This window comes from Nisaea sp. (genome assembly GCF_039990255.1).
GTDB lineage: Bacteria > Pseudomonadota > Alphaproteobacteria > Thalassobaculales > Thalassobaculaceae > Nisaea.
Genome location: NZ_JBDXGG010000007.1, coordinates 95380 through 115532 on the forward strand (window position 1 = coordinate 95380; position 20153 = coordinate 115532).

13 protein-coding genes and 1 tRNA gene are annotated in these 20153 nt (G+C 55.2%); 3 read left to right on the top strand and 11 right to left on the bottom strand.

Going from position 1 to position 20153, the window contains the following annotated elements; all coding sequences use genetic code 11:
- Window positions 1-8: 8 nt before the first annotated feature.
- Window positions 9-392 carry a hypothetical protein gene (locus ABJ076_RS05200; RefSeq protein ID WP_348187179.1) on the bottom strand — a complete coding sequence of 128 codons (384 nt, stop codon included), beginning with the start codon at window positions 390-392 and terminating at the stop codon, window positions 9-11.
- Window positions 393-1220: 828 nt separating this feature from the next.
- The gene (locus ABJ076_RS05205; protein ID WP_348187177.1) at window positions 1221-1802 is read right to left on the bottom strand and encodes a recombinase family protein; all 582 of its coding nucleotides are present in this window, start codon (window positions 1800-1802) and stop codon (window positions 1221-1223) included.
- A gap of 287 nt (window positions 1803-2089) precedes the next feature.
- Between ABJ076_RS05205 and ABJ076_RS05210 the strand changes: the two genes are divergently transcribed.
- A complete protein-coding gene (locus ABJ076_RS05210) occupies window positions 2090-3202 on the top strand; it encodes a Fic family protein (protein WP_348187175.1) in 1113 nt (370 codons plus the stop codon).
- A 228-nt stretch (window positions 3203-3430) separates the two neighbouring features.
- Here the strand turns inward: ABJ076_RS05210 and ABJ076_RS05215 are convergent, their stop codons facing one another.
- The 9 genes from ABJ076_RS05215 to ABJ076_RS05255 all read right to left on the bottom strand — a co-directional run bounded on the left by ABJ076_RS05215 (window position 3431) and on the right by ABJ076_RS05255 (window position 16781).
- Window positions 3431-5113 (bottom strand): AAA family ATPase, encoded by a 1683-nt coding sequence (locus tag ABJ076_RS05215; protein ID WP_348187173.1) that lies wholly within the window; start codon window positions 5111-5113, stop codon window positions 3431-3433.
- Window positions 5104-6948: a DNA methyltransferase gene (locus tag ABJ076_RS05220; RefSeq protein ID WP_348187171.1), complete on the bottom strand. Its 1845-nt coding sequence runs from the start codon at window positions 6946-6948 to the stop codon at window positions 5104-5106. Before ABJ076_RS05220 ends, ABJ076_RS05215 begins: the two co-directional genes overlap by 10 nt.
- A 92-nt stretch (window positions 6949-7040) precedes the next feature.
- Window positions 7041-7925 (bottom strand): DNA methyltransferase, encoded by an 885-nt coding sequence (locus ABJ076_RS05225; RefSeq protein WP_348187169.1) that lies wholly within the window; start codon window positions 7923-7925, stop codon window positions 7041-7043.
- A gap of 786 nt (window positions 7926-8711) precedes the next feature.
- Entirely contained in the window at window positions 8712-9632 is a 921-nt protein-coding gene (locus ABJ076_RS05230; RefSeq protein WP_348187165.1) for a hypothetical protein, read from the bottom strand.
- A 2-nt stretch (window positions 9633-9634) separates the two neighbouring features.
- Entirely contained in the window at window positions 9635-12670 is a 3036-nt protein-coding gene (locus ABJ076_RS05235) for a DEAD/DEAH box helicase family protein (protein WP_348187163.1), read from the bottom strand.
- 187 nt (window positions 12671-12857) lie between these two features.
- Window positions 12858-14486 carry a site-specific integrase gene (locus ABJ076_RS05240; protein WP_348202629.1) on the bottom strand — a complete coding sequence of 543 codons (1629 nt, stop codon included), beginning with the start codon at window positions 14484-14486 and terminating at the stop codon, window positions 12858-12860.
- A 101-nt stretch (window positions 14487-14587) separates the two neighbouring features.
- Window positions 14588-14664 (bottom strand) — tRNA-Arg (locus ABJ076_RS05245).
- A 91-nt stretch (window positions 14665-14755) separates the two neighbouring features.
- Window positions 14756-15790: a lysophospholipase gene (locus tag ABJ076_RS05250; RefSeq protein WP_348187157.1), complete on the bottom strand. Its 1035-nt coding sequence runs from the start codon at window positions 15788-15790 to the stop codon at window positions 14756-14758.
- Complete coding sequence (locus ABJ076_RS05255) at window positions 15780-16781, bottom strand: ABC transporter ATP-binding protein (protein WP_348187155.1); 1002 nt, start codon at window positions 16779-16781, stop codon at window positions 15780-15782. The genes ABJ076_RS05250 and ABJ076_RS05255 overlap by 11 nt, the downstream gene beginning before the upstream one ends.
- 117 nt (window positions 16782-16898) lie before the next feature.
- Between ABJ076_RS05255 and ABJ076_RS05260 the strand changes: the two genes are divergently transcribed.
- Both ABJ076_RS05260 and polA read left to right on the top strand, forming a co-directional pair.
- Window positions 16899-17081 carry a zinc-finger domain-containing protein gene (locus ABJ076_RS05260; RefSeq protein ID WP_193173474.1) on the top strand — a complete coding sequence of 61 codons (183 nt, stop codon included), beginning with the start codon at window positions 16899-16901 and terminating at the stop codon, window positions 17079-17081.
- A 219-nt stretch (window positions 17082-17300) separates the two neighbouring features.
- Window positions 17301-20144: a DNA polymerase I gene (polA, locus tag ABJ076_RS05265; RefSeq protein ID WP_348187153.1), complete on the top strand. Its 2844-nt coding sequence runs from the start codon at window positions 17301-17303 to the stop codon at window positions 20142-20144.
- The last annotated feature ends 9 nt before the right edge of the window (window positions 20145-20153 follow it).

Sequence of the window (20153 nt, forward strand, 5' to 3'; positions counted from 1 at the left end):
GAGAGCTTCTAATGACTTCTGATAGAGATGGAGGCAGAACTCGCGACGGGCGTTGTAGAACGCGACGCGGTCGTCCTTCCGCTTTGGTGCCCACTGGCTTCCATTTTCATCACCAATCTCGAACGCTCTCCCTTGTTGGAGGAATCACGTTTGAGGTACCGGGTATCGATTTCGAGCGTATGGCAATTCTTTAAAAAGTAGTAGAGGGTGTCCCGGCTCGGATTCTTTCCTCGAACGAGAACTGCCTTTTGCATTAGTTGGAGATTACGGCTGGTTCGGTCGTCGAGGTCATCTATCGATGCCATCTCCGCCATGGCTGAGATGATTGCCTTCAGCTCGGTTTTGGTCATTGAAACGTAGTGCTTGTCTTTGTGGGTGATCGTTCGGGACATACGCGATATTCTCCATTTGGTCGTGTTTCTCGATATGTATGGAGATATCTGAAAAAGTCCAATAAAGGTCCGGGCGAAGTCTCCACCAAGGGAACGCCCGACGCTCTCTGGACGTATTTTGACTATCGAAATTACTAAAATTCAATGAGTTGAGTAGGGATCGCTCTCGCGAATGGAGCCGAGATGCTCCAGTAGGTAGGTACTATGCTAGTGGTTCCTGCCTTTCTCCATGTCGAGGTAGAGCATTCGCTCCCGACGCAAGCGTCTCACGCAAACCCTCTACCTCAATATGGATAAAATCATCGTCGCGAGAAACTGCGTTTCACCCGCTGATGGTTTCTAAATAATGTCTCTCTCGAAAGGGCTTCGCCAGAAACTCGGCCTCGAACCAAGCCTTCGCTACGAACTCGTGCCGCCTGATCCCATTCGATTAGTAGATCAACCATCCGTGGATTCGTGGCGGTCAGCCGCGAAGCCGACTGTTCGTCAATGATCACGTCGTTCTAGGGATTGATGCCGACGCCCAGGTTTTCGATGACCTTATGGGGACCCGAATCGGTTTCTTGTTCGTTGTAGACGTCTTCCGGGTATTTCCAAACGGACCACGTGAGCGTGCCGAGTGCGTCGTGCTCTGCGGTGAACTCGTAGTGGTTTTCTGCCCTCATCTGTCGTGGCGTCGACGATACATGTGCCCACTGGCTGTCGCCGCGAGAGATCGTGAATACCTGTTTGGTGGTGTTGTGTTCGATCTTGGCTTGCCCGCGACAGTATGGTGACCCTGTGGGTATCCTCCGCTTCAACCTCTCTTTGGTTGTGATTCTGGCTTAATTAGTCGGCCAACGATATCGTCAATGCGGCACGCCCACCGGGAACATGTCTATAGAGTGTGGGTACGCTGACACCCAAGCGACCGGCTACCTCGGCGACTGTAAGGTTGTCTTCGTTGAGTATCGCCTTTGCGGCCAGGACATCGCGTTCGGAGAGTGCCTTGGGTCGCCCTCCCGTTCGACCTCGACGACGTGCTGCGTCCAGCCCGGCAAGAGTTCGTTCGCGAATCAGATTCCGCTCGAACTCGCCGATGGCACCGAAGATGGAGAAGATCAATCGACCGCCACTGCTCGACGTATCGATGGATTCGGTGAGGGAGCGGAGCCCGACACCGCGTCCTTCAAGGTCGGCAACGATTTCGAGGAGGTCTTTGAGGGATCGACCCAGGCGGTCGAGCCGCCAAACCGTGATCGTGTCCCCGGGACGGGCGAACGCGAGGGCTTCGGTCAGACCTGGTCGATCCTTCTTGGTACCGGTCATGCGGTCTTCGAACAACCGTTCACAACCTGCGTTGCTTAGGGTGTCTCGCTGAAGATTCGGATTCTGATCAATGGTGGAAACACGACAGTATCCGATCTGCATACCGACATACTGTGTTTATTAATTCAGTGTATATTATTGTATATTTTCTAGATAAAGTCAATATTTTTACGGTGTATTCTTGATGAAATTTATAATGAGGAAATAATACAGGGTGTTTATAGGAGTTTTTATTTGAATAATGGATCAGAGCACAATTTTACCAACCGCCCCTCGTTAGTAAAATAAAACACGCTTCGCTTTACTAACGAGGGGCGGTTGGTAAAATGGCCTGCATGAGCAGCGATAATCAACCCAGCTCACGCCTGGGCAAATACGTGGAAACGCCGGTGGGGGGCGAGATCGTTCGGTCGTTCATTCCACCGTCGCTCCCTCCGGAGCCTCCGCTCACGCTTACCCCGGCTATCGTGACCCGACTTGCTGAGGCGGAGAGGGCATTGGGTCGCCTCGACGGCGTTGCGGCCAGACTGCCTGATCAGCCGCTGTTCCTGTACATGTATGTTCGCAAAGAGGCGGTTCTTTCCTCGCAGATCGAAGGCACCCAATCGACCCTCGACGATCTGCTTCTGTTCGAAATGAATGCCGAGGCGGGCCAGCCGGTCGACGATATCCGAGAAGTGTCGAACTACGTGGACGCGATGATGTACGGGCTCGACCGCTTGTCCTCATTGCCGCTTTCCCTTCGGTTGATTCGGGAGATGCACGAGCGATTGCTACGTGAGGGACGCGGCGGATCGAAGATGCCTGGAGAATTCCGAACCACTCAGAACTGGATCGGTGGAACACGTCCCGGAAACGCCATCTATGTCCCGCCACCGGTGGCAGAGATGATTCTGTGCCTCGATCAGTTCGAACGCTTCATGCACGACGAGACGCCGAATCTCCCGGCACTGATCAAAGCCGGACTCCTGCATGTCCAGTTCGAGAGCATCCATCCCTTCCTGGACGGCAACGGACGTATCGGTCGCTTGCTCGTGACCTTGTTTCTCATCGTGACGGGTGTGATCCGTCAGCCACTGCTGTATCTCAGCCTCTACCTGAAAACCCATCGAGCTGACTACTATCGCCTCCTCCAGGAGGTACGGGAACGAGGGTCGTGGGAGGCTTGGATCGAGTTCTTCCTGGATGGTGTCATCGAGATAGCGAATCAGGCATTCGAGACCGCTACGGGTATCGACGAGCTCTTTCGGACGGATCGGGACCGCATCTCAACAGAGAGCGTTCGAGCTGGGTCAACTTTACGAGTGCATGAGGCGATGCAGACCCGTCCGTTTATCTCCGGCCCCGCCACAAGAGCAGCCACCGGTCTGACGACACCAACGGTGAACGCCGCGTTGGCTGACCTGGAGAAGATGGGCATCGTCGAGGAGATCACCGGTAAACGACGAGGCCGGGTTTATGCCTACCACCGATACCTGGCCCTGCTGCACGAAGGGACATAGCGATTCTCGAAAACGTCAAATGGCATGGGATCGAGAGGCCGAGTTTCGAGATACAGTTATGAGAACTGTAGACCGTCCGTTTCGAGGTCGCTGTCGGGGTCACGACGAGATGTCTCAGAAACGTTCGTTTTTGAGATACGAAAACAAGAACGGATAGGATGCCCGGAAATCAACTCTCAGATCAGCGATAAACATTGTCGTGATGCCCGATCACCCAAATTTAACCAATCAATTATTCTCGAAGATAGAATCGATTAATTCCCTCAAATCTGGAGCAAGTTCAATATTAGAGGGACAGATCGGGTCAATATGAATTCCTAGAGCTTCTGCAGAATTAGCCCTTATCTTTTTAATTAAGAATTTTCCAACAGCATGATTTGTAGTTAGATCGTTAATAGCTAACAAATCATTGGTGTGTGGCCCACCACCGTCACGATGAAATTTTAGATTTATATCTTGTCTTTTGTTTCTGAATTTCGAGCGGATTTCATCCGCATTCTCTTGTAAAATATCGTTTATAAAATTTGTAATATCCGCTTCGGCCAAGTTACTAATTTCGGCTAAATGCTCTAAATTCAAGTAATATGATTCGACATCAGAGCCAGCCGTCACGAAGCACCTTATGTCGTCGCTCTCGAATCTTTCTTTCCAATTGTTAACTTCATCGTCGGTCATAAAATCTCTATCACGATGAAAAATAAATTTTGGATTTCCAGGAATATATGGGATCAATTGCTCGAAAATTTTCTGTGCAATTTCCGAATTCGTAACACCTTTTAATTTTATAATATTGAATTCTCTGTTAGTTGCTTTTTTTATTAGTATTCGAAGAGGATTTGATTTTTCATCTTCTGTTGCGATAATTAACGAATTATTATCGTATATTATAGAATCAGCGTCGTCTAAGATTCCTATTTCCATTAAAAGCTTTATTAGCTCAGAATTGTCATTTTGTTTTATTGTGCCATTATCTACCCAAAAAAACTTTGCATCCTCTGGTGCTGCATTTATTAAGTGTCGGCTGTGAGTGGCAAGTATGATTTTTGTTCCGGTTCTTTCGGTTAAAATTTCGAAAGCCTTCGATAAAAGCGTTTGATTGGATGGGTGCAGGTGTGAATCCGGTTCGTCGAGTAGAAGCAATGTAGGATTAGCTAACGTGGCATATGCGAAAATTTGAATCGCCTGAAGCACGCCAGTTCCAACTAAATCAATTGGGATCATGGTCGCTGTGTTGTCAGTTTGAACTTTGACATCAATATATAGATCACGTTTTGATTCGAAATTAACCAGTAATTTTAATTCTGGAAATAATTCCCTTAAAAGTGATGTTAATTGATTTAATTGTCCATTTTCTTTTAATATTAGAAGTACATTTCGCAGGTATAAATTTGATTCTCCTCCAGCAATTCTACGAAATACATAAGCTTCCGTCTTAAATTCTTCAAAATGAGAAACTCCCGCGAGTCCTGGGACAAAAACGGAGAATGGCGTCAGATTTGAGTATATATGCAGTCCGAATCCTCCAACCCTTCCACTTCGTTCGATGCCTACATTTTTATTATTTCGACCTTTATATAGTTGGATAGAATACGTACTCTCTGCACCATCATCTGCCTCACCACTAAATGTAATTTTTGCTCGGTGGCCGTCCGCTCGGTTTTCAAAGGGACGGCGATATCCAAGAAGACTGAAATCGCTCGAAGGTGCATATATGAGGCTTTCTTCGGCGAGGACTGTTGCGCCTTCGTTTCTAACTTGAGATTGGGCGGCAGTGATAGAGCAATGAATCGCCTGAAGAATGCTGCTTTTACCACTATTATTTCCGCCAACGAGATAGTTTACTCGACCTAAATCGAGACTCACATCTCGTGCTTTTTTGAATTTCTCAATTCGAATATTTTTTAATTCCATTTCGATACCTCAAACACCTTCATCACCTCGTCCCCGAGATGATTGATGACCTTCACCGCGATACGCCCCGACGAAGGTTTCGGGAACGGGCGGGAGGTATCGCTGTTCAGCGTCGCCCAGGCGTCTGCGTCGATCTCGGCCTTGAGCGTGGTCTTGAGCGACTTGTAGGGATCGGCGGCCCCGAGGAAGTAGGCGTGGCGGACAAAGAAGCTTTCTTCGTTATAGTCGGTGTCTATGAACCAGCAGGCGATCCCATCGGGACCGCTTGAGGTGATCTCGCCGCTTTGCGGGTGGAATACATCCACCCCTTTGATCCTCACCTGAATTTTGTCCCCCTCGACCGGCTCGATCTCGATATCCGGTTCGCCGAACACGACGAAGAGGTTGCCGGAGCCCGTGTTCTTCAACTCGTCGGCCATATGCAAATCCGGGTTCATCCGAGCCTTCAGGATTTGTATCCGGCCGAGCTTGGAGAACTCCTCCGAATGGGCATCGAAATTGAAGCCGCAGGCGATGAGCACGTCGAACCCCGCATCCCCCGCCTCGCGGGCCGCTGCGACCAGATCAGCTCGGGATACGGTGCCGAATTCTGGGCCGATGAGCACGCCAGCCTTGCGTTCGGTGTCGCCTTCCATGAAGCGACCTTCGGCGGCGATGAATTCTCCCGGCCATCCGTTGAGGGAGGTGAAGCTGATACGATCCTCTTTATGGGCCTGCTGCACTCCGGACGTTCGCAGATTCTCCAGAATCATTGCCGCGAAATCGGCTTCGCCCATTCCCTCCGGGACATGTTTGCCCTCCGATGCGGTCGTCGTGTCGATCAGGCTGTCATCCTGGTCCATGGCCAGGGTGCGGTGTGGTGAGAGACTCTCGACAGTGAAAGGCCCGGCAACCCGAACGCGGGAATTGTCGCTATAGGGCTTGTCGTAGAGAAATTCCTGGTCGGCCTTGGTGGCGATGGACGCATCGATCTCCTTCTGCCGCTCAATTCGGGCTTCCCACCACTTTGCATGAGCCGTCTTCGCGGATTCCGGCCAGTCCTTCCCCGCTTCACGGGGAATTTCCCACTCTTCCCAGTTCTCACGAAGCTCGGCGTTCAGGTTGTCCCTAAGTGGGTCTAATGCTTCTTGAAAGCGATTCCAGATTACGTCGATTTCAGAGTTTCGAGTGATAGAATTTAACATAATGTGCGGGACGCGTTCATAAACGAACCCCTGCCGAATATCTCTTCGGCTCAAGCTCATTGAAGGTGTCGTCCGGCTAACTTCTGCTTCTTTCTGCTGGCCCTCTGGGCTGTCCGCCAGAAGATAGTATTGATAGCGAGCACCCATTATTCGGGCACGTGCTAACGCTAGAGAGACCCGTGACGTGTCGATTGTGATCCAGCGACGACCCCACTGTTCTGCAACAAAAGCCGTAGTTCCGGAACCGCATGTGGGGTCTAGTACAAGATCCCCTGGGTCAGAAGCCATCAGAAGGCAGCGTTCTATTACTTTTGTGTTTGTCTGAACGACATAAACTTTCTCATCAGTGAATGCTCCAGTTTGAGTATCTGTCCAAAGATCGGAAATCGGAGAGACGGGAAAGTCATCGATGAATCGGACGTATGCTAAGGAGTTTGGCGTCGGATAACCCAATCGCCACGACTTTGCGAGACGATCCATGCCCTGCAAATTCGTCTTCCAAAATCCCTTTCCCTTCTTGAATAGTATTCCTTCATGCTCGTAATCAAAGTCAGTTGTTCCGCCGCCACTCTGGGATTTTAGGTTGTCGTGCCGATATACCTTTAAGTCGCTCTCTTGCGATGCGATGTCTTGCTTCTCACCTCGATACATTGGCCTGCGTACAAGGTTTGGCTCCTGCACACGAGTAAAGCGATTTCCCGCGTCTTCTTCAATTCCGCTTAAACGAAATAGTCGTCTAAACTTCAGAGATTGAGATGATTTTCCATACCAGATGATGAAGTCACCTGTTCCACCAAGATATTGCCCGCCAAGGTTGGATGTTGTCTCAAAAAAAAGATTTGGGAAACGAAATTATCCTCTCCGAATACTTCATCCATAACGGCTCGAACTCGGTGCACGTTCTCATCTCCGATTTGAACGAAGATTGACCCGCTGTCAGTCAGAAGATCGCGGGCAACCGTCAGTCGATCTCTGAGATAGGTCAGGTACGAATGAATCCCGTCTCGCCACGTATCGCGGAAGGCTTTCACCTGTTCCGGTTCGCGGGTGATGTGGGCTGCGTTTCCGTCCTTCACATCCCGGCTGGTGGTGGACCATTGGAAGTTCGAGTTGAATTTGATTCCGTAGGGCGGGTCCAGATAGATGCATTGCACCTGTCCACGTAGCCCTTCCCGTTCCGCCAGACTGGCCATGACCTGGAGGCTGTCCCCCAGGATCATCCGGTTGGTCCAGTTCTGATCGTGAGAATAGAATTCCGCCTTTGCATCGGGATCGATGCCATTGAAATCGGCAAACAGATCGGGCGTGTCTTCCTGCTCCTCCGCCCGAGCCTCCTTGGTGCGTTGGATCAGGTCGTCGATCAGGACCTTGGGGTGGACCTTCTCCTGGATATAGAGCGGCGGAGCCTGAACGATTAGATCGGACCAGTCCTGCTCATCCTTCCCCCGCCAGACCAACTGCGGATCGAGATCGGTATTGCGAGCCTGACGCTCGTAAGCGAGCGGGATCGGCTTCCGATCTTCCTCCTCCATAACCCCCTGCAACTCAGCAGTCGGAATGTTCCGTCGCCTCGCCTCGTCATGCGTGAGGGTTTCGACGTCTATGGGCTTCTTCGGTGAGCGGGCCATTCGATTCTCTTACGGGTTAGGCCTAGACGGGGGCCGTGAAAAACGGGTCATGGTCGAAGCTGACAGCGATCCGGCGAGCAAGGGCTTGTAGATCTATGGCTGCATTCCGTGGGAGGCTCCGTAGGAAGGACCGCCCTTTCCGGATGATGTTGGACCGCCAACGGGTCCCGGGAGCTCCCGCGAGCAAGAGAGCCTTGTCGATGACACGCTCGCCATAGAGATAGCTAAAACCAGCGTTGTTCAAAGCCGATTGGATCGCGACGGACACCCCGGAGAAATTCCGTCGATGCAGTTTTGCATAGAAGTCTGCGAAGCGAATTGGAGGGTCTCCATGTGTTGTGCCGACCCCGAGGGATGTGGACGAATAAGTGTCGAAGGGCGTCCACCCCTTGGGGCGTAAGAACCACATGAATTTGCTGATCGCCGAGAATTCACGCTCCCGACTCCAGCCTTGAGCTTTCACGTGCATAACCGTGTAGCTGCACAACGTTGAGCGGGGGACGAGGCCGAACGGCCAAAGAGGCAAAACAATTGTGCTGAGATATGTTGCTGTATCAACAGCGTTCGCATCGATTACGCCATGCCGGCTAACGGTCTCAAAGCGTCTGGATATCCAATATTTTCCTCCTATTGTCCTGAATCCTTGAGCATCCAGGACGCCACCTATCGCAGCAATTCTATTGTGACCGGCCACATCATCTGAATGATGGGACCGGCAATGTTCGATAACTGCGTAATAGATATTTGCTCGCCGCGTCATCGGAGTTAATTGATCAAGTGTGGGCACTATTTCCTCCCATCCTTGATTTTCGTGAGTGCTCCTCGATATCGATCCGTCATCTCGTGGTGCCAATCGGCCATCCGATCCCAGTTGTCTCGGTTCCGACCGTCGATCACGAGGGTCTGTGTGTAGAAATGATCTGACTTACCATCGTCCTCGAAGGGAACGCCGAGGTTGGCATTGAGGGACGCACGGTGACTTTCCAGTGTTTCGACCAGATCTTCCCGAATGGCTCCTCTGGGGCCACGTATGAAGACCCCAATCTTGTCCAATCCGACAAATTGGGTGATGACCAGGCCTAGGCTTGGAAATTCCAACCACCGACTGCTGGTCTTTGCGTACCCGAGTTCGGCCTCGCTTGGATGGCGTTCGATTAAATGTGACCAGTAAGCCCCGCGAAACTGGGTCGTTGCCGACATCGGCCCAGCACCGCTTTCGCGTGCCATAGACTTGACCCGTCGATCCCATTCGTTCGGTCTCGCAAGTACCTCGAAGACCGGTGCAAATGGCGAATCGCCAATGCGAACGACCTTCAAACGCACCGCGAAGAAGGCGAACGATTCCGTCGTGTTCTCGTTGAGCCAAGCTATGGCAGAGAGATGTGCCTCCCTAAATCGAGATGCGATCCAGATTACGGTCTTCGCTTCGAGGCCGGCGAGATAGGTCAGGATTTGCCCAAGATGGGTGTGGTCGGTTTGCTCAAGCTGGTTCTCGATCAGGACAAGCGATCCGTCTCCCAGGTTCCGGGCCAGAATGTCAGCAGAAAAGCTCTCGACTGCGACCTCCTGACCTTCAAGCTCCAACTCGATCCCAACCTCACGCGAAAGTCTGTCAAGGTGCTCTGCCAGCCATGGTGTGAAAGCGTGGGCCTCATGCGGCCAAGCCTGGCGAAGGGGGACTTCATCGAGGGTGCCAAATTCAGCCATGGTCAAGCCGCCGGCCTCCGAACGAGCCCCTCGATCAATTCTGCGAACTCCTTCTCCATCTCGAAGACGGAGGTGAACTCGGTGAAGGCCCAACGTCCGAAGCTGCCAAGATTGTTCACCCCCGGAACCCAGTAGGCATTCATCGTCTCTGCTTTCACCTTCGCGTCTTCTCCGCGGAGCCCCTTAACCTCGACGATGAGGTTCAGAGGATCGGGGTGGCCGTCATCAATTCGCAGAATGAAATCGGGCAGGTAACGATGCGGTGTCGAGCCGAGTAGGTAGGGGACTTCGAAGCCCAGGTTCTGATTTTTCACATAGGCGAGGACGCGAGGGTGCTCCTCGGCCACCATGCAGAACTGTGCTTCCCATTCACTGTCGCAGATCACGAGATTGACGTGGCAATGGTTCGGGGATGTCTTCCAGCGGAGTTCCTTGCTGGTATTGAAATTTACGAACCGGGTCGAGCCGGCCGGGTTGTACGGATCGAGGATGGCTTTGACCGGACGGTCTCCGACCAGCGAGGCGGTGATTGCTGCCTTGATTCTCTCCGCCGCCATGTCGGCGATTTCCTGATAGAGCACCTGGGCGGGGAAGGTGCCACCTTTACAGTCGAGGTAGTTCTCCACCCAATCCCGGACGATCCCTTTCAACTGGCCAAAGAGATGCAGTTTCGGCTCGTCACCATGATCGCGAAACTGCCTGAAGATTAGGTGTTTTGTCAGATGGAAGACGATGCTGTTCGTCCGCATCTCCGCGAGGTGGTCCATGCTGAGGGTTACCCCCTCGCCGACGATTCCCTGCACCAGAACTTTCGACGGGCCAACCAATTCAGGGGTCAGCGGAAGTCGTGCATTCTCGTTGAAGCTCGCGGTCAGCTTTTCGTCCGGCAACTCGACCCGATAGCCCTCGACGCGGGGGAAAGTGATCTCAAGAGATGCCCGCTCGGGCAGAGCTCTTACCTGGACGGTTTCTTTCGGCGGTGTGGGTTTGACGACCTGCGGCTTCGCGGCGAAGTCGAACGGAATGCCTAAGACATCCGCATACTCTACATTGAACAGCCCTTGTTCGTTCAGGTCGTAGGATTGCCGCCGAAGCCCGCGACCCACGACCTGCTCGCAAAGAAGCTGGGTGCCGAAAGCCCGAACACCGAGGATGTGGGTTACCGTGTTTGTGTCCCATCCCTCTGTCAGCATCGAAACGGAAACGACGCAGCGAATGCTTTCGCCAAGTCGGCCGGCCTTTCCGACCGTATTCATGACCTCCCGCAGCAGGTCTTGATCGGTGATGTTGCGACCAGCTTCCGCGTCTCCCGTGCGTTCGACGACCTCTCGCCGGAAACGGTCGATCTCGTCAGAGGCGGCTGACCGGAACTCAGCATCAAGAGCTTCACCTGATTCCAACTGTTCACTATCGATCAGGAGAGTACGGGGCTGGGCCAGACGATTGCCGCTCTCGTCGTAATTCCGAAACAAGGCAAGGCGTCCCTGTTCGAAAATCGTCGAGCCGTCTTCCCGTTCTCGATGGAAGCCCGAGATGTAGTCGTGGACCAGTTTCGAGGTCGAAGTGTTATTGCAGACGACGATGAAGACTGGCGGGACGCTGATATCCGCCTCGGCCCAGGCCGCATAGGTCTGCTCATAATGGCCGTAGAGTGCCTCCAAGGCACTGTAGAGAGGGCTGGGCAAACTCATTGGATCAAGCACGCTTGATGCTTTGCCTCGGCCCTTCTTCGGCATTTTTTTGCCGATATGATCCCACAGGTTGCGGTAGATCGGCATTTCGGTACCGGGAAGGTTATCCGCAACGGGTACACGCGGCAGTTTGACGATTCCGCATTCGATGGCATCCATCAGCGAGAAATCAGTCACGGTCCAAGGAAACAGCGTGCCTTCCGCATAACCAGAGCCCCGAAGGAAGAATGGGGTTGCCGATAGATCATACACAGCCTTGACGCCCAGCTTCCGCTTTACGACTTCAAGGCCCGAAATCCAGAGTCGGGCTGCTTCGTTGTTTTTCTTGGCCTCTTCCTTTTCCTCGCCTTTAGCCTCTGCGACATCATCGCTGTCGGGTCTCTCCCGGTAGCAGTGGTGGGCTTCGTCGTTGAGGATCACGACACCTTTCACGCCCATCAGTTCGGGCATGACGCGTTGAAGCATCTGACCTTCGGTCTCAAGCGTTTGCAGGTCCGGCCCGCGACCCTTTAGGAAAGCCCGACCTGTCTTCGAGAGCTGAATTCGTTCTCTGAGCTTGAAGGCGTGATAGTTGGTGATGACGATCTTTGCCTTGCCGATATCCGGCAGCATATCGCTGGGGACGATTTCTCGACCTCGATAGTAGCTGTCAGGGTCGTTTGGCTGGAGTACTCGAAGACGATCCTTGATCGTGATGCCTGGGGCCACGATCAGGAAACCGCGAGAAAAAGACTTGCTGTTCGGGTGCCGAACCGCGTTGACTGTCTGCCAAGCGATCAACATGGCCATGACGGTTGTCTTTCCGGACCCGGTCGCCATCTTCATCGCCATCCGGAACAGGTCCGGGTTCGACATGGCGTTCGCACCGTCAAGATGGGCTTGGAACTTTCTTGTTCTTTTGCCGAGTTTCGGGGCGACCTCTGTGAGCCAGATGATCGTTTCGACAGCTTCGACCTGGCAGAAGAACGGACGAACACCCTGAAACTCGTGGCTCCGCCAATGTTGAAGCAGGCGGGCTGTCTCCGGTGTTACCTGCCATTGATTTGGATTCGGAAGCTGCCGCCACCCTTCCACGTAGCTCCGAATTTCGTTGATGATCGGAGTCGGATTGTATTCCTGATCCTCGGTCGAGATGCCCTCTGCGTCACCGAGACCCAGGTCGCCTTGCTGTGACTTGCTCTTCCCTTTGGTCTTTTTGGGCTTGGGAACAGGAGTGATCAGTTTCGATGGTCGGCGGGTGCTGAGCAGCACGTTGGTTGGCTGACCCTCCTCATCGAGCTCCCAGTGGCTATTCGGTGCGGCATAGGGAGAATTGATGATCGGAGATTCATAGAACTTATCGGCCACCAATTTTCCCCAATGTGACGCTTAATCAGTCTGCGACGCTCGCCTTTCGGTTGATCTTAGTGAAGAACACCCTTGCTTAACAGACCCATGGATCAATTAATTAGCCGAAGGCCTTGCAAGCTTGGTCGCTATTCGGAGGGAACGAATGCGAGTGCCTTATTGAGCCGGCTTAAAGGGCACAGATTGATCATTGCCGATACAGATGCCCCAAATCCAAACCCGGATATTCGATTCGGTCCACGAACTCCTTTAACGCCGAGATATCCGCCTCAAAGCCGTAGCTCCGCCCGACTGCCTGACTGGTGTGGCCGGTAATGTAGTCGTGCGTGTCCTCGGGCGTCTGTGCACTGCGGCAGCGTTGCTTGAAACCGTGGCGGAAGCTGTGGAAGACCTTGGTTTGTGATTCGAAGCCGAGGGCTTTCTTGTACTTCGCAAATTGCCCGCCCAGGGTCTTGCCAAGCTTACCGAATTTATCCGGAGTCAGTTCCGGGAAGAGCTGGATGGAGCCTGACTGTCGAACCTTAAGCACATAGTCGATGAAGCCGATCCGGATCAGCTCTTGATGCAGTGGCACGGTTCGGATCGTTGAGCCGTCATTCTTGACGAATGTCGCTCCCACCACATGCCCCTCAGTGTCGTCTTCCTCCTCGGCCGCGTCGTCCCGGACTACGGAAAGGCACCATATGCCTGCCTCTTCAGTGATGTCCGAAACGCGAAGTTGGGCGAGCTCATTCAGGCGGGCTCCCGTGAACAACGATAGCAAAGGAACCCAGAAGCGGGCGTTTTGCTCAGTATGAGGTTGGTACCAGTCACCGTTAAAGATGGTTGTTAGCTCTTCTGTGGTGAATGGTTGCCGCTTTTTCGGTGTTCGATTGGCCTTCAGCTTCCTCAGCCCCTGCACCGGGTTTCGTTCGAGCTCGCTGGCTTCGGTGGCGACTTTGAACATGGAACTCAGAAGGTTCAGGTACTTTTGCACTGTGACGCTGGAGACCTGTTTTCCTGCATCACGTCCGGGACGTTTGGCGATGCTGTCACGAAAATCCAGAATGTCGTTTCTCGTGATCGATCTGATCCTCCTGTCGCCTTTGAGTTCGATGAACCAGCCAATCATTCTCCGCGTTTCGTTTGCGGTCTGCTCGGCCATACCTGATTCGCGAATATACCTCTCCGACATCTCCGATATCGGCGGGCTTTGGTCTGTTGGCTCGACAGAGGCAACAGGATGAACATGTGCCGGGGTGGGAGCCCAATGAGATGTCGTTTGAGGAGTGATGGATTCGCCGCGAAGAACTTTGAGCTGCTGGCCGAGGGCTTTCAATGTGACCTCGGAGATCACCTGAAACACCTGCTGTCGATTATCCGGAATGTTCGAAAGTCGATACTGGGAAAGCACATCGTCGATGACCAGGTCGTGTTTCCCTGTGTCTCCCATGTCCAGCGAGATGAGCGAGAAAGCGATCTTGTCGGCCGTATCTTTCGCTGCGTCCTCTCGTGCCAATTCGGGAGTGTAGAGAGCGGCTAGGCGTTTTGCGAAGACCTCGGTCTTTTCGAGCTTCTCGTGGATTTCACGCAACTGTTCGGATGTGACGGGGATAACCGCTCCGGCGAGGGCACGTCTCGCTATCTCGAACTCGGCTTCCGTCTCGCGGTCCAGTATCTCGGCCTTTCGTTCGGCCTCTCCGCGATCCTTGGTCTTGAGGCTACGTTTTATCTCCGTTTTGCCTATATACGGATGAAGGGGAGCAGGTACCCCTCGGCGGTATCTGAAGTTCCCGTTCTTGTCTTTGAAAAGATGCATAATTCGATAGACCGGCATCGGTTTTGTACCACGCTTTGTACCATTATCGGCTGGCGAAAGCGGTGAAAACCCAGTCGGCTATCAGGAAATCTGCGGTTTTTGGCGAAACTGCGGAAAATTGGCGCACCCGAGAGGATTCGAACCTCTGACCTCTGCCTTCGGAGGGCAGCGCTCTATCCAGCTGAGCTACGGGTGCTTAACGTGTGCCGGGCGGAAGCCGCACGGCTGAGCGACCGGAAACTACCCTCGGGCGCATTTGGGCGCAAGGGGGAAAGCGCGGGTCTGTTTCAATCGTCCTGATGGCAGAATACGGGCAGCGGGCGCGCGTCGTTCGTGTGTGGAATTTCCGCCCCGCTCGGCAAAGCTGCCGTGGGATCGCCGAGCCAGGCGGCTATGTCGGCGCTGACCCGGTCGCCTTGCAGGTCCCGGAACAGCATATGATAGCCGTCCTCATAAAGGGCGAGGCGCCAGTGCCGCCCATCCGCGCCGCCATCGGGAAGGGTCTCCAGCATGCGGCAGGTCGGTCCTCGCGGGATGATGCCGTCCTGTTCGCCATAGAGCACCAGCAGCGGGACGGAGAGGCCGGGTGCTGACGCCAAGGCCTCATCCATCAAGCCGCTCAGTCCCCAGGCGACCTCAACCCGGGTTTCCTTGATCATCATCGGATCGCGTGAGAGCCGCCGCAGCATCTCGATATTGTCGGAAGGAAGGCGTGGCAGGGTCTGTGGCCGGACCCGGATGCGCGGCACGGTATGTGCGGCCAGGGTCAGGATGAAGCGTTTCCAGGGAGCCAAGGTGCTGCGGCCCCAGACGGCGGGCGCGGAGAGTACGGCGCCGTCCAGCTGGGGCGGGCTCTCGCCGGCGAGGGCGGCCATGATCACGGCCCCGCCCATGCTTTCGCCGAGAGCGTAGATCGGAAGCTTCGGATGGCGCGCGCGGAGCAGTTCGGTGACCGTGTCGAGATCGCCTGTCATCGCTTCGGTTCCGGGCCAGTCCCCGTGCATGGACGTGCCGCCGAAGCCGCGTTGGTCGTAGGCATAGACCAGCAGGCCTTGTTTTGCGAGCAGAGGGCCGAGATCGCCATAGGCGCCGGAATAATCGTTGAAGCCGTGCAATGCGATGACGGCGGCGCGGGGGGCTTCTTCCGGTGTCCAGCGCTGGTAGGGCAATCGGGCGCCGTCCTGCATGACAAAGGTTTCGTCAAGGATGGCGGGCGGTCTGTGCTCTTCAAGCCGGGACGCGATGCCTGGGGCGCAACCGGTCAGAGCAATCATGAGCGCAAGGCAGCCCCATTGCGCCTGACCAGCCCATTTACGCCGCATGAAAGTGGTCAGTCTCCGGATTGTCACTGGTGAGGGCGAGGAAGATGTCCTCGAGGTCGCTCTCGTCGGTGCTGATGTCCTGGATATGAAAACCGGCTGCGGCCAGGGCGCCCAGAATGCCTGCAATCGGACCTTCACTCTTGCGAAACGTGAATGTCAGCCGGTTTTGCCCGGTGATTTCCACACCAAACGGCCGGAGGGACAGCGGCAGCGCGTCGGCATTTTCTGGAAGAGTTTCGGCAATCGTGACCGTGACGGATTTGACGTCAATCCGGCGCATCAGGTTTTCCTTGGTCTCGCAGGCAATGACTTCACCGTGATTGATAATCGCGATGCGGTCACAAAGCTCTTCTGCTTCCTCCAGGTAATGGGTGGTCAGCAATATGGTGACGCCGCGCCGGTTAAGCTCCCGGACATTGTCCCAGAGCTTGCGGCGGAGCTCGATATCAACACCGGCCGTCGGTTCGTCAAGCACCAGGATCGGCGGGTTGTGCACCATCGCCTTGGCGACCAGCAGACGCCGCCGCATGCCTCCGGAAAGCGACCGGGTATAGGCATCGCCCTTGTCGCCGAGCTCCACCAGATCGAGGATTTCATCCGTGCGTCGCTCTGACTTAGGTACCCCATAAAGACCGGCCTGCAGGTCGAGTAATTCGCGCGGGGTAAAGAAGGCATCGATATTCAGCTCCTGCGGCACGATGCCGATCGCAGCCCGCGCCTGGCGCGGATTCTCGTCGATATCGATTCCCCAGACTTTGGCTGTTCCAGCAGTCTTGTTCACCATGCCGGCAAGGATATTGATCATAGTCGATTTGCCAGCCCCGTTCGGGCCGAGCAGGGCAAAGATCGAGCCGCGCGGAACGGCAAGGTCGATGCCTTTCAGGGCATGTTTTTGCTGCGATCCACCGGCTTTTCCATAGATCTTCTCTAGGCCTTTGATCTCTAGCGCGAGCTCGGGGGCAGACTGGGACGGCTGTGAACGTGTCGACACTGGGGCAGACCTTATACAGGCGATTGAAAATACGCGGTGAGCGGCTATTATCTTCCGGCATTCCGGGAACAGAGATTACGCTCAGTATAGGTACCGGTGCGGGGAAGGACCAGTCAGATGGCAAAACCGTTCGAAGTGATCACCGTTTCGCAGAAGCGCGTCGCCTGTGACGGCGGCAAGGGTGCGCTTGGCCACCCGAAGGTTTTCCTGACTATCGGCGACGAGGGCAAGGTGACTTGCCCCTATTGTTCGCGCGAGTTCGTCTACAGCGCGCCGGTGGCTGGCGAAAGCGCCGCCTGAGAATCTGAGCCGGCTGCCTTTGTGCGGCGCCGGTGTTCTGGCGGAAATTTTCCAGTAAGCATTATTCGTGGTTCGCATAATGCCGTGATGGCCCTTGAGGAATAGGGCGGTTTTTCGGGGCGTTCAACGGAGCTGCCCCGCCAATTCGCTTGTCATGGGAACTAGCGTCGCTAGACTCGCCTCGATGCCGATTCCCGAAGCCCGTCTCTGGATCCTTTGATGACTGATATTGCCGCGTCCGATACTCCCGGCGCCATCTCCGGCACTGAAAACCACCTCTATCTGGTGGACGGTTCGGGCTACATTTTCCGCGCGTTCCATGCCCTGCCGCCGATGAGCCGGTCCGACGGAACGCCGACCAACGCTGTTTTCGGTTTCACCAACATGCTGATGAAGCTGGTCGAGGATCTGGAAGCGGATCATGTCGCGGTGATCTTCGACACCAAGCGGCTGACCTTCCGGAACGATATCTATCCGGAATACAAGGCGAACCGGGACGAGCCGCCGGAAGACCTGCGTCCGCAATTCTCACTGATCCGGGATGCCGTCCGGGCTTTCAACGTGCCGTGCCTGGAGATGGAAGGCTATGAAGCGGACGACTTGATTGCGACTTACGCATTGCAGGCCAAGCGCAAAGGCATGCGCGTCACCGTCGTCTCCTCTGACAAGGATCTGATGCAGCTCGTTGACGATGGCGTCGATATGTATGACCCGATGAAGAACCGGGCGATTGGACGCGCGGAGGTGATCGAGAAATTCGGTGTCGGGCCGGAGCGTGTTGTCGATGTGCAATCGTTGGCCGGTGATTCGGTGGACAATGTGCCGGGTGTTCCCGGCATCGGCATCAAGACGGCGGCGCAGCTGATCAATGAGTATGGCGACCTTGACACGCTGCTGGCACGGGCGGAGGAGATCAAGCAGCCCAAACGCCGCCAGAACCTGATCGAGTTCGCCGATCAGGCGCGAATTTCCCGCGATCTTGTGCGGCTGAAGGACGATGTCGACGTCGCCGAGCCGCTGGAGCGGTTGACTGTGGAAGACGCGGATAACGCCACCGTCCTTGCCTTCCTGAAAGAGATGGAATTCAAGCGGCTGATCACCCGGTTTGAGTCGGAGCTGGCGGACGGTGCCAACGCTTCCAAGCCAGGCGCGGCGGTTGCGGAGGGCTCGGTCGGCTCGCCCAACCCGGTGGGCGATGTCAGCTATGAGCTGGTGCAGGAGATCGCCGATCTTGAGCGCTGGATCGCCGACGCCCATGCCGTGGGTATTGTCGCCATCGATACCGAAACGACCTCGCTCAATGCCATGCGGGCGGATCTCGTCGGTGTCTCGATGAGCGTCGTGCCGGGCAAAGCCTGCTACATCCCGCTCGGCCATACGGCGGGAGAGGCGCAGGGCAACTTGCTCGGCGGGTCAGATGGCGGCGAGGACGGCCCGAAACAGATCCCCCGGGGTGAGGCGCTGGCGCTGCTTAAACCGCTGCTGGAAGACCCGTCGGTGCTGAAGGTGCTGCACAATACGAAATACGATGCGCTGGTGTTGGCGCGGGAGGCCAATGGCGGCATCGTGCTCGGCCCGGTCGACGACACCATGTGTCTGTCCTATGTGCTTGAAGGCGGTATGCACGGGCACGGTCTGGACGATTTGTCGGAGCTGCATTTCGACCACACCAACATCAAGTTCGCGGATGTTTGCGGCAAGGGTAAGACGCAGATTCCGTTCTCCGAAGTCTCTCTTGAAAAAGCACTCGATTACGCCGCCGAAGACGCGGATATGACAATCCGCCTGCATCGGAAGCTGCGTCCGGAACTGCCAAAGGCCGGTCTGTCGACGGTTTACGAAACCCTTGAGCGGCCGCTGATCCCGGTGCTGGTGGGCATGGAGAAGGCAGGCATAAAGGTCGACCCGCAGATCCTGCGCGCCATGTCGAAGGATTTCGAGAAGCGGCTGGAAGAGCTGGCGGTTCAGATACACGAGCTGGCGGGGGAGGATTTCAAGATAGGCTCGCCCAAGCAGCTCGGCGAAATCCTGTTCGACAAGATGAGCCTGCCCGGCGGCAAGAAAGGCAAGACCGGCGCTTATGCGACCGGCGCCGATATCCTGGAAGACCTTGCAGCACAGGGCCACGACCTACCGGCCCGGGTGCTGGACTGGCGCCAGCTTGCCAAGCTGAAATCGACCTACACGGACGCGCTGGTGGAGGCGATCAATCCCGAGACCGGGCGCATCCACACTTCCTATTCCATGACCGGGGCCAGCACCGGGCGGCTTAGCTCGAACGATCCAAATCTTCAGAACATTCCGATCCGCTCGGAAGAGGGCCGTAAGATCCGCACCGCCTTTATCGCCGAGCCGGGCCACAAACTTCTGGCGGTCGACTACTCCCAAATCGAGCTGCGGCTTGTGGCCGATATCGCGAGTATTGAAAGCCTGAAGCAGGCCTTCCGGGACGGCATCGACATTCACGCGCAAACCGCGTCGGAGGTCTTCGACGTGCCTTTGAAAGACATGGACCCGACCACCCGGCGCAATGCCAAGGCGATCAATTTCGGCATCATCTACGGGATTTCCGCCTTCGGTCTTGCCCGTCAGCTTGGCACCGAGCCGGGTGTGGCGAAGAAATATATCGATGCCTATTTCGAGCGCTTCCCGGGTATTCGGGATTACATGGACAAAACCAAAGCGGAAGCGCGGGAGGATGGTTATGTCACCACCCTGTTCGGTCGGCGCATCCATATTCCGGGCATCAAGGACAGCAATCCGGCCCGCCGCGCCTTCTCCGAGCGTGCGGCGATCAACGCGCCAATTCAGGGAGCGGCAGCCGATGTCATCAAGCGGGCGATGGTCCGTATCGGTCCGGCGATCAGGGAAGCCGGGCTAAAGGCAACCATGTTGCTGCAGGTGCACGATGAATTGCTGTTCGAGGTGCCGGAGTCGGAAGTCGAAGAGACAACGGCACTGGTCCGCAAGGTGATGGAAAGCGCGGCCGACCCGGTAGTGCAGCTTTCCGTGCCGCTGGTCGCCGATGCAGGCGTTGGAGACAGCTGGTCCGAGGCGCACTAGATTTCCGGA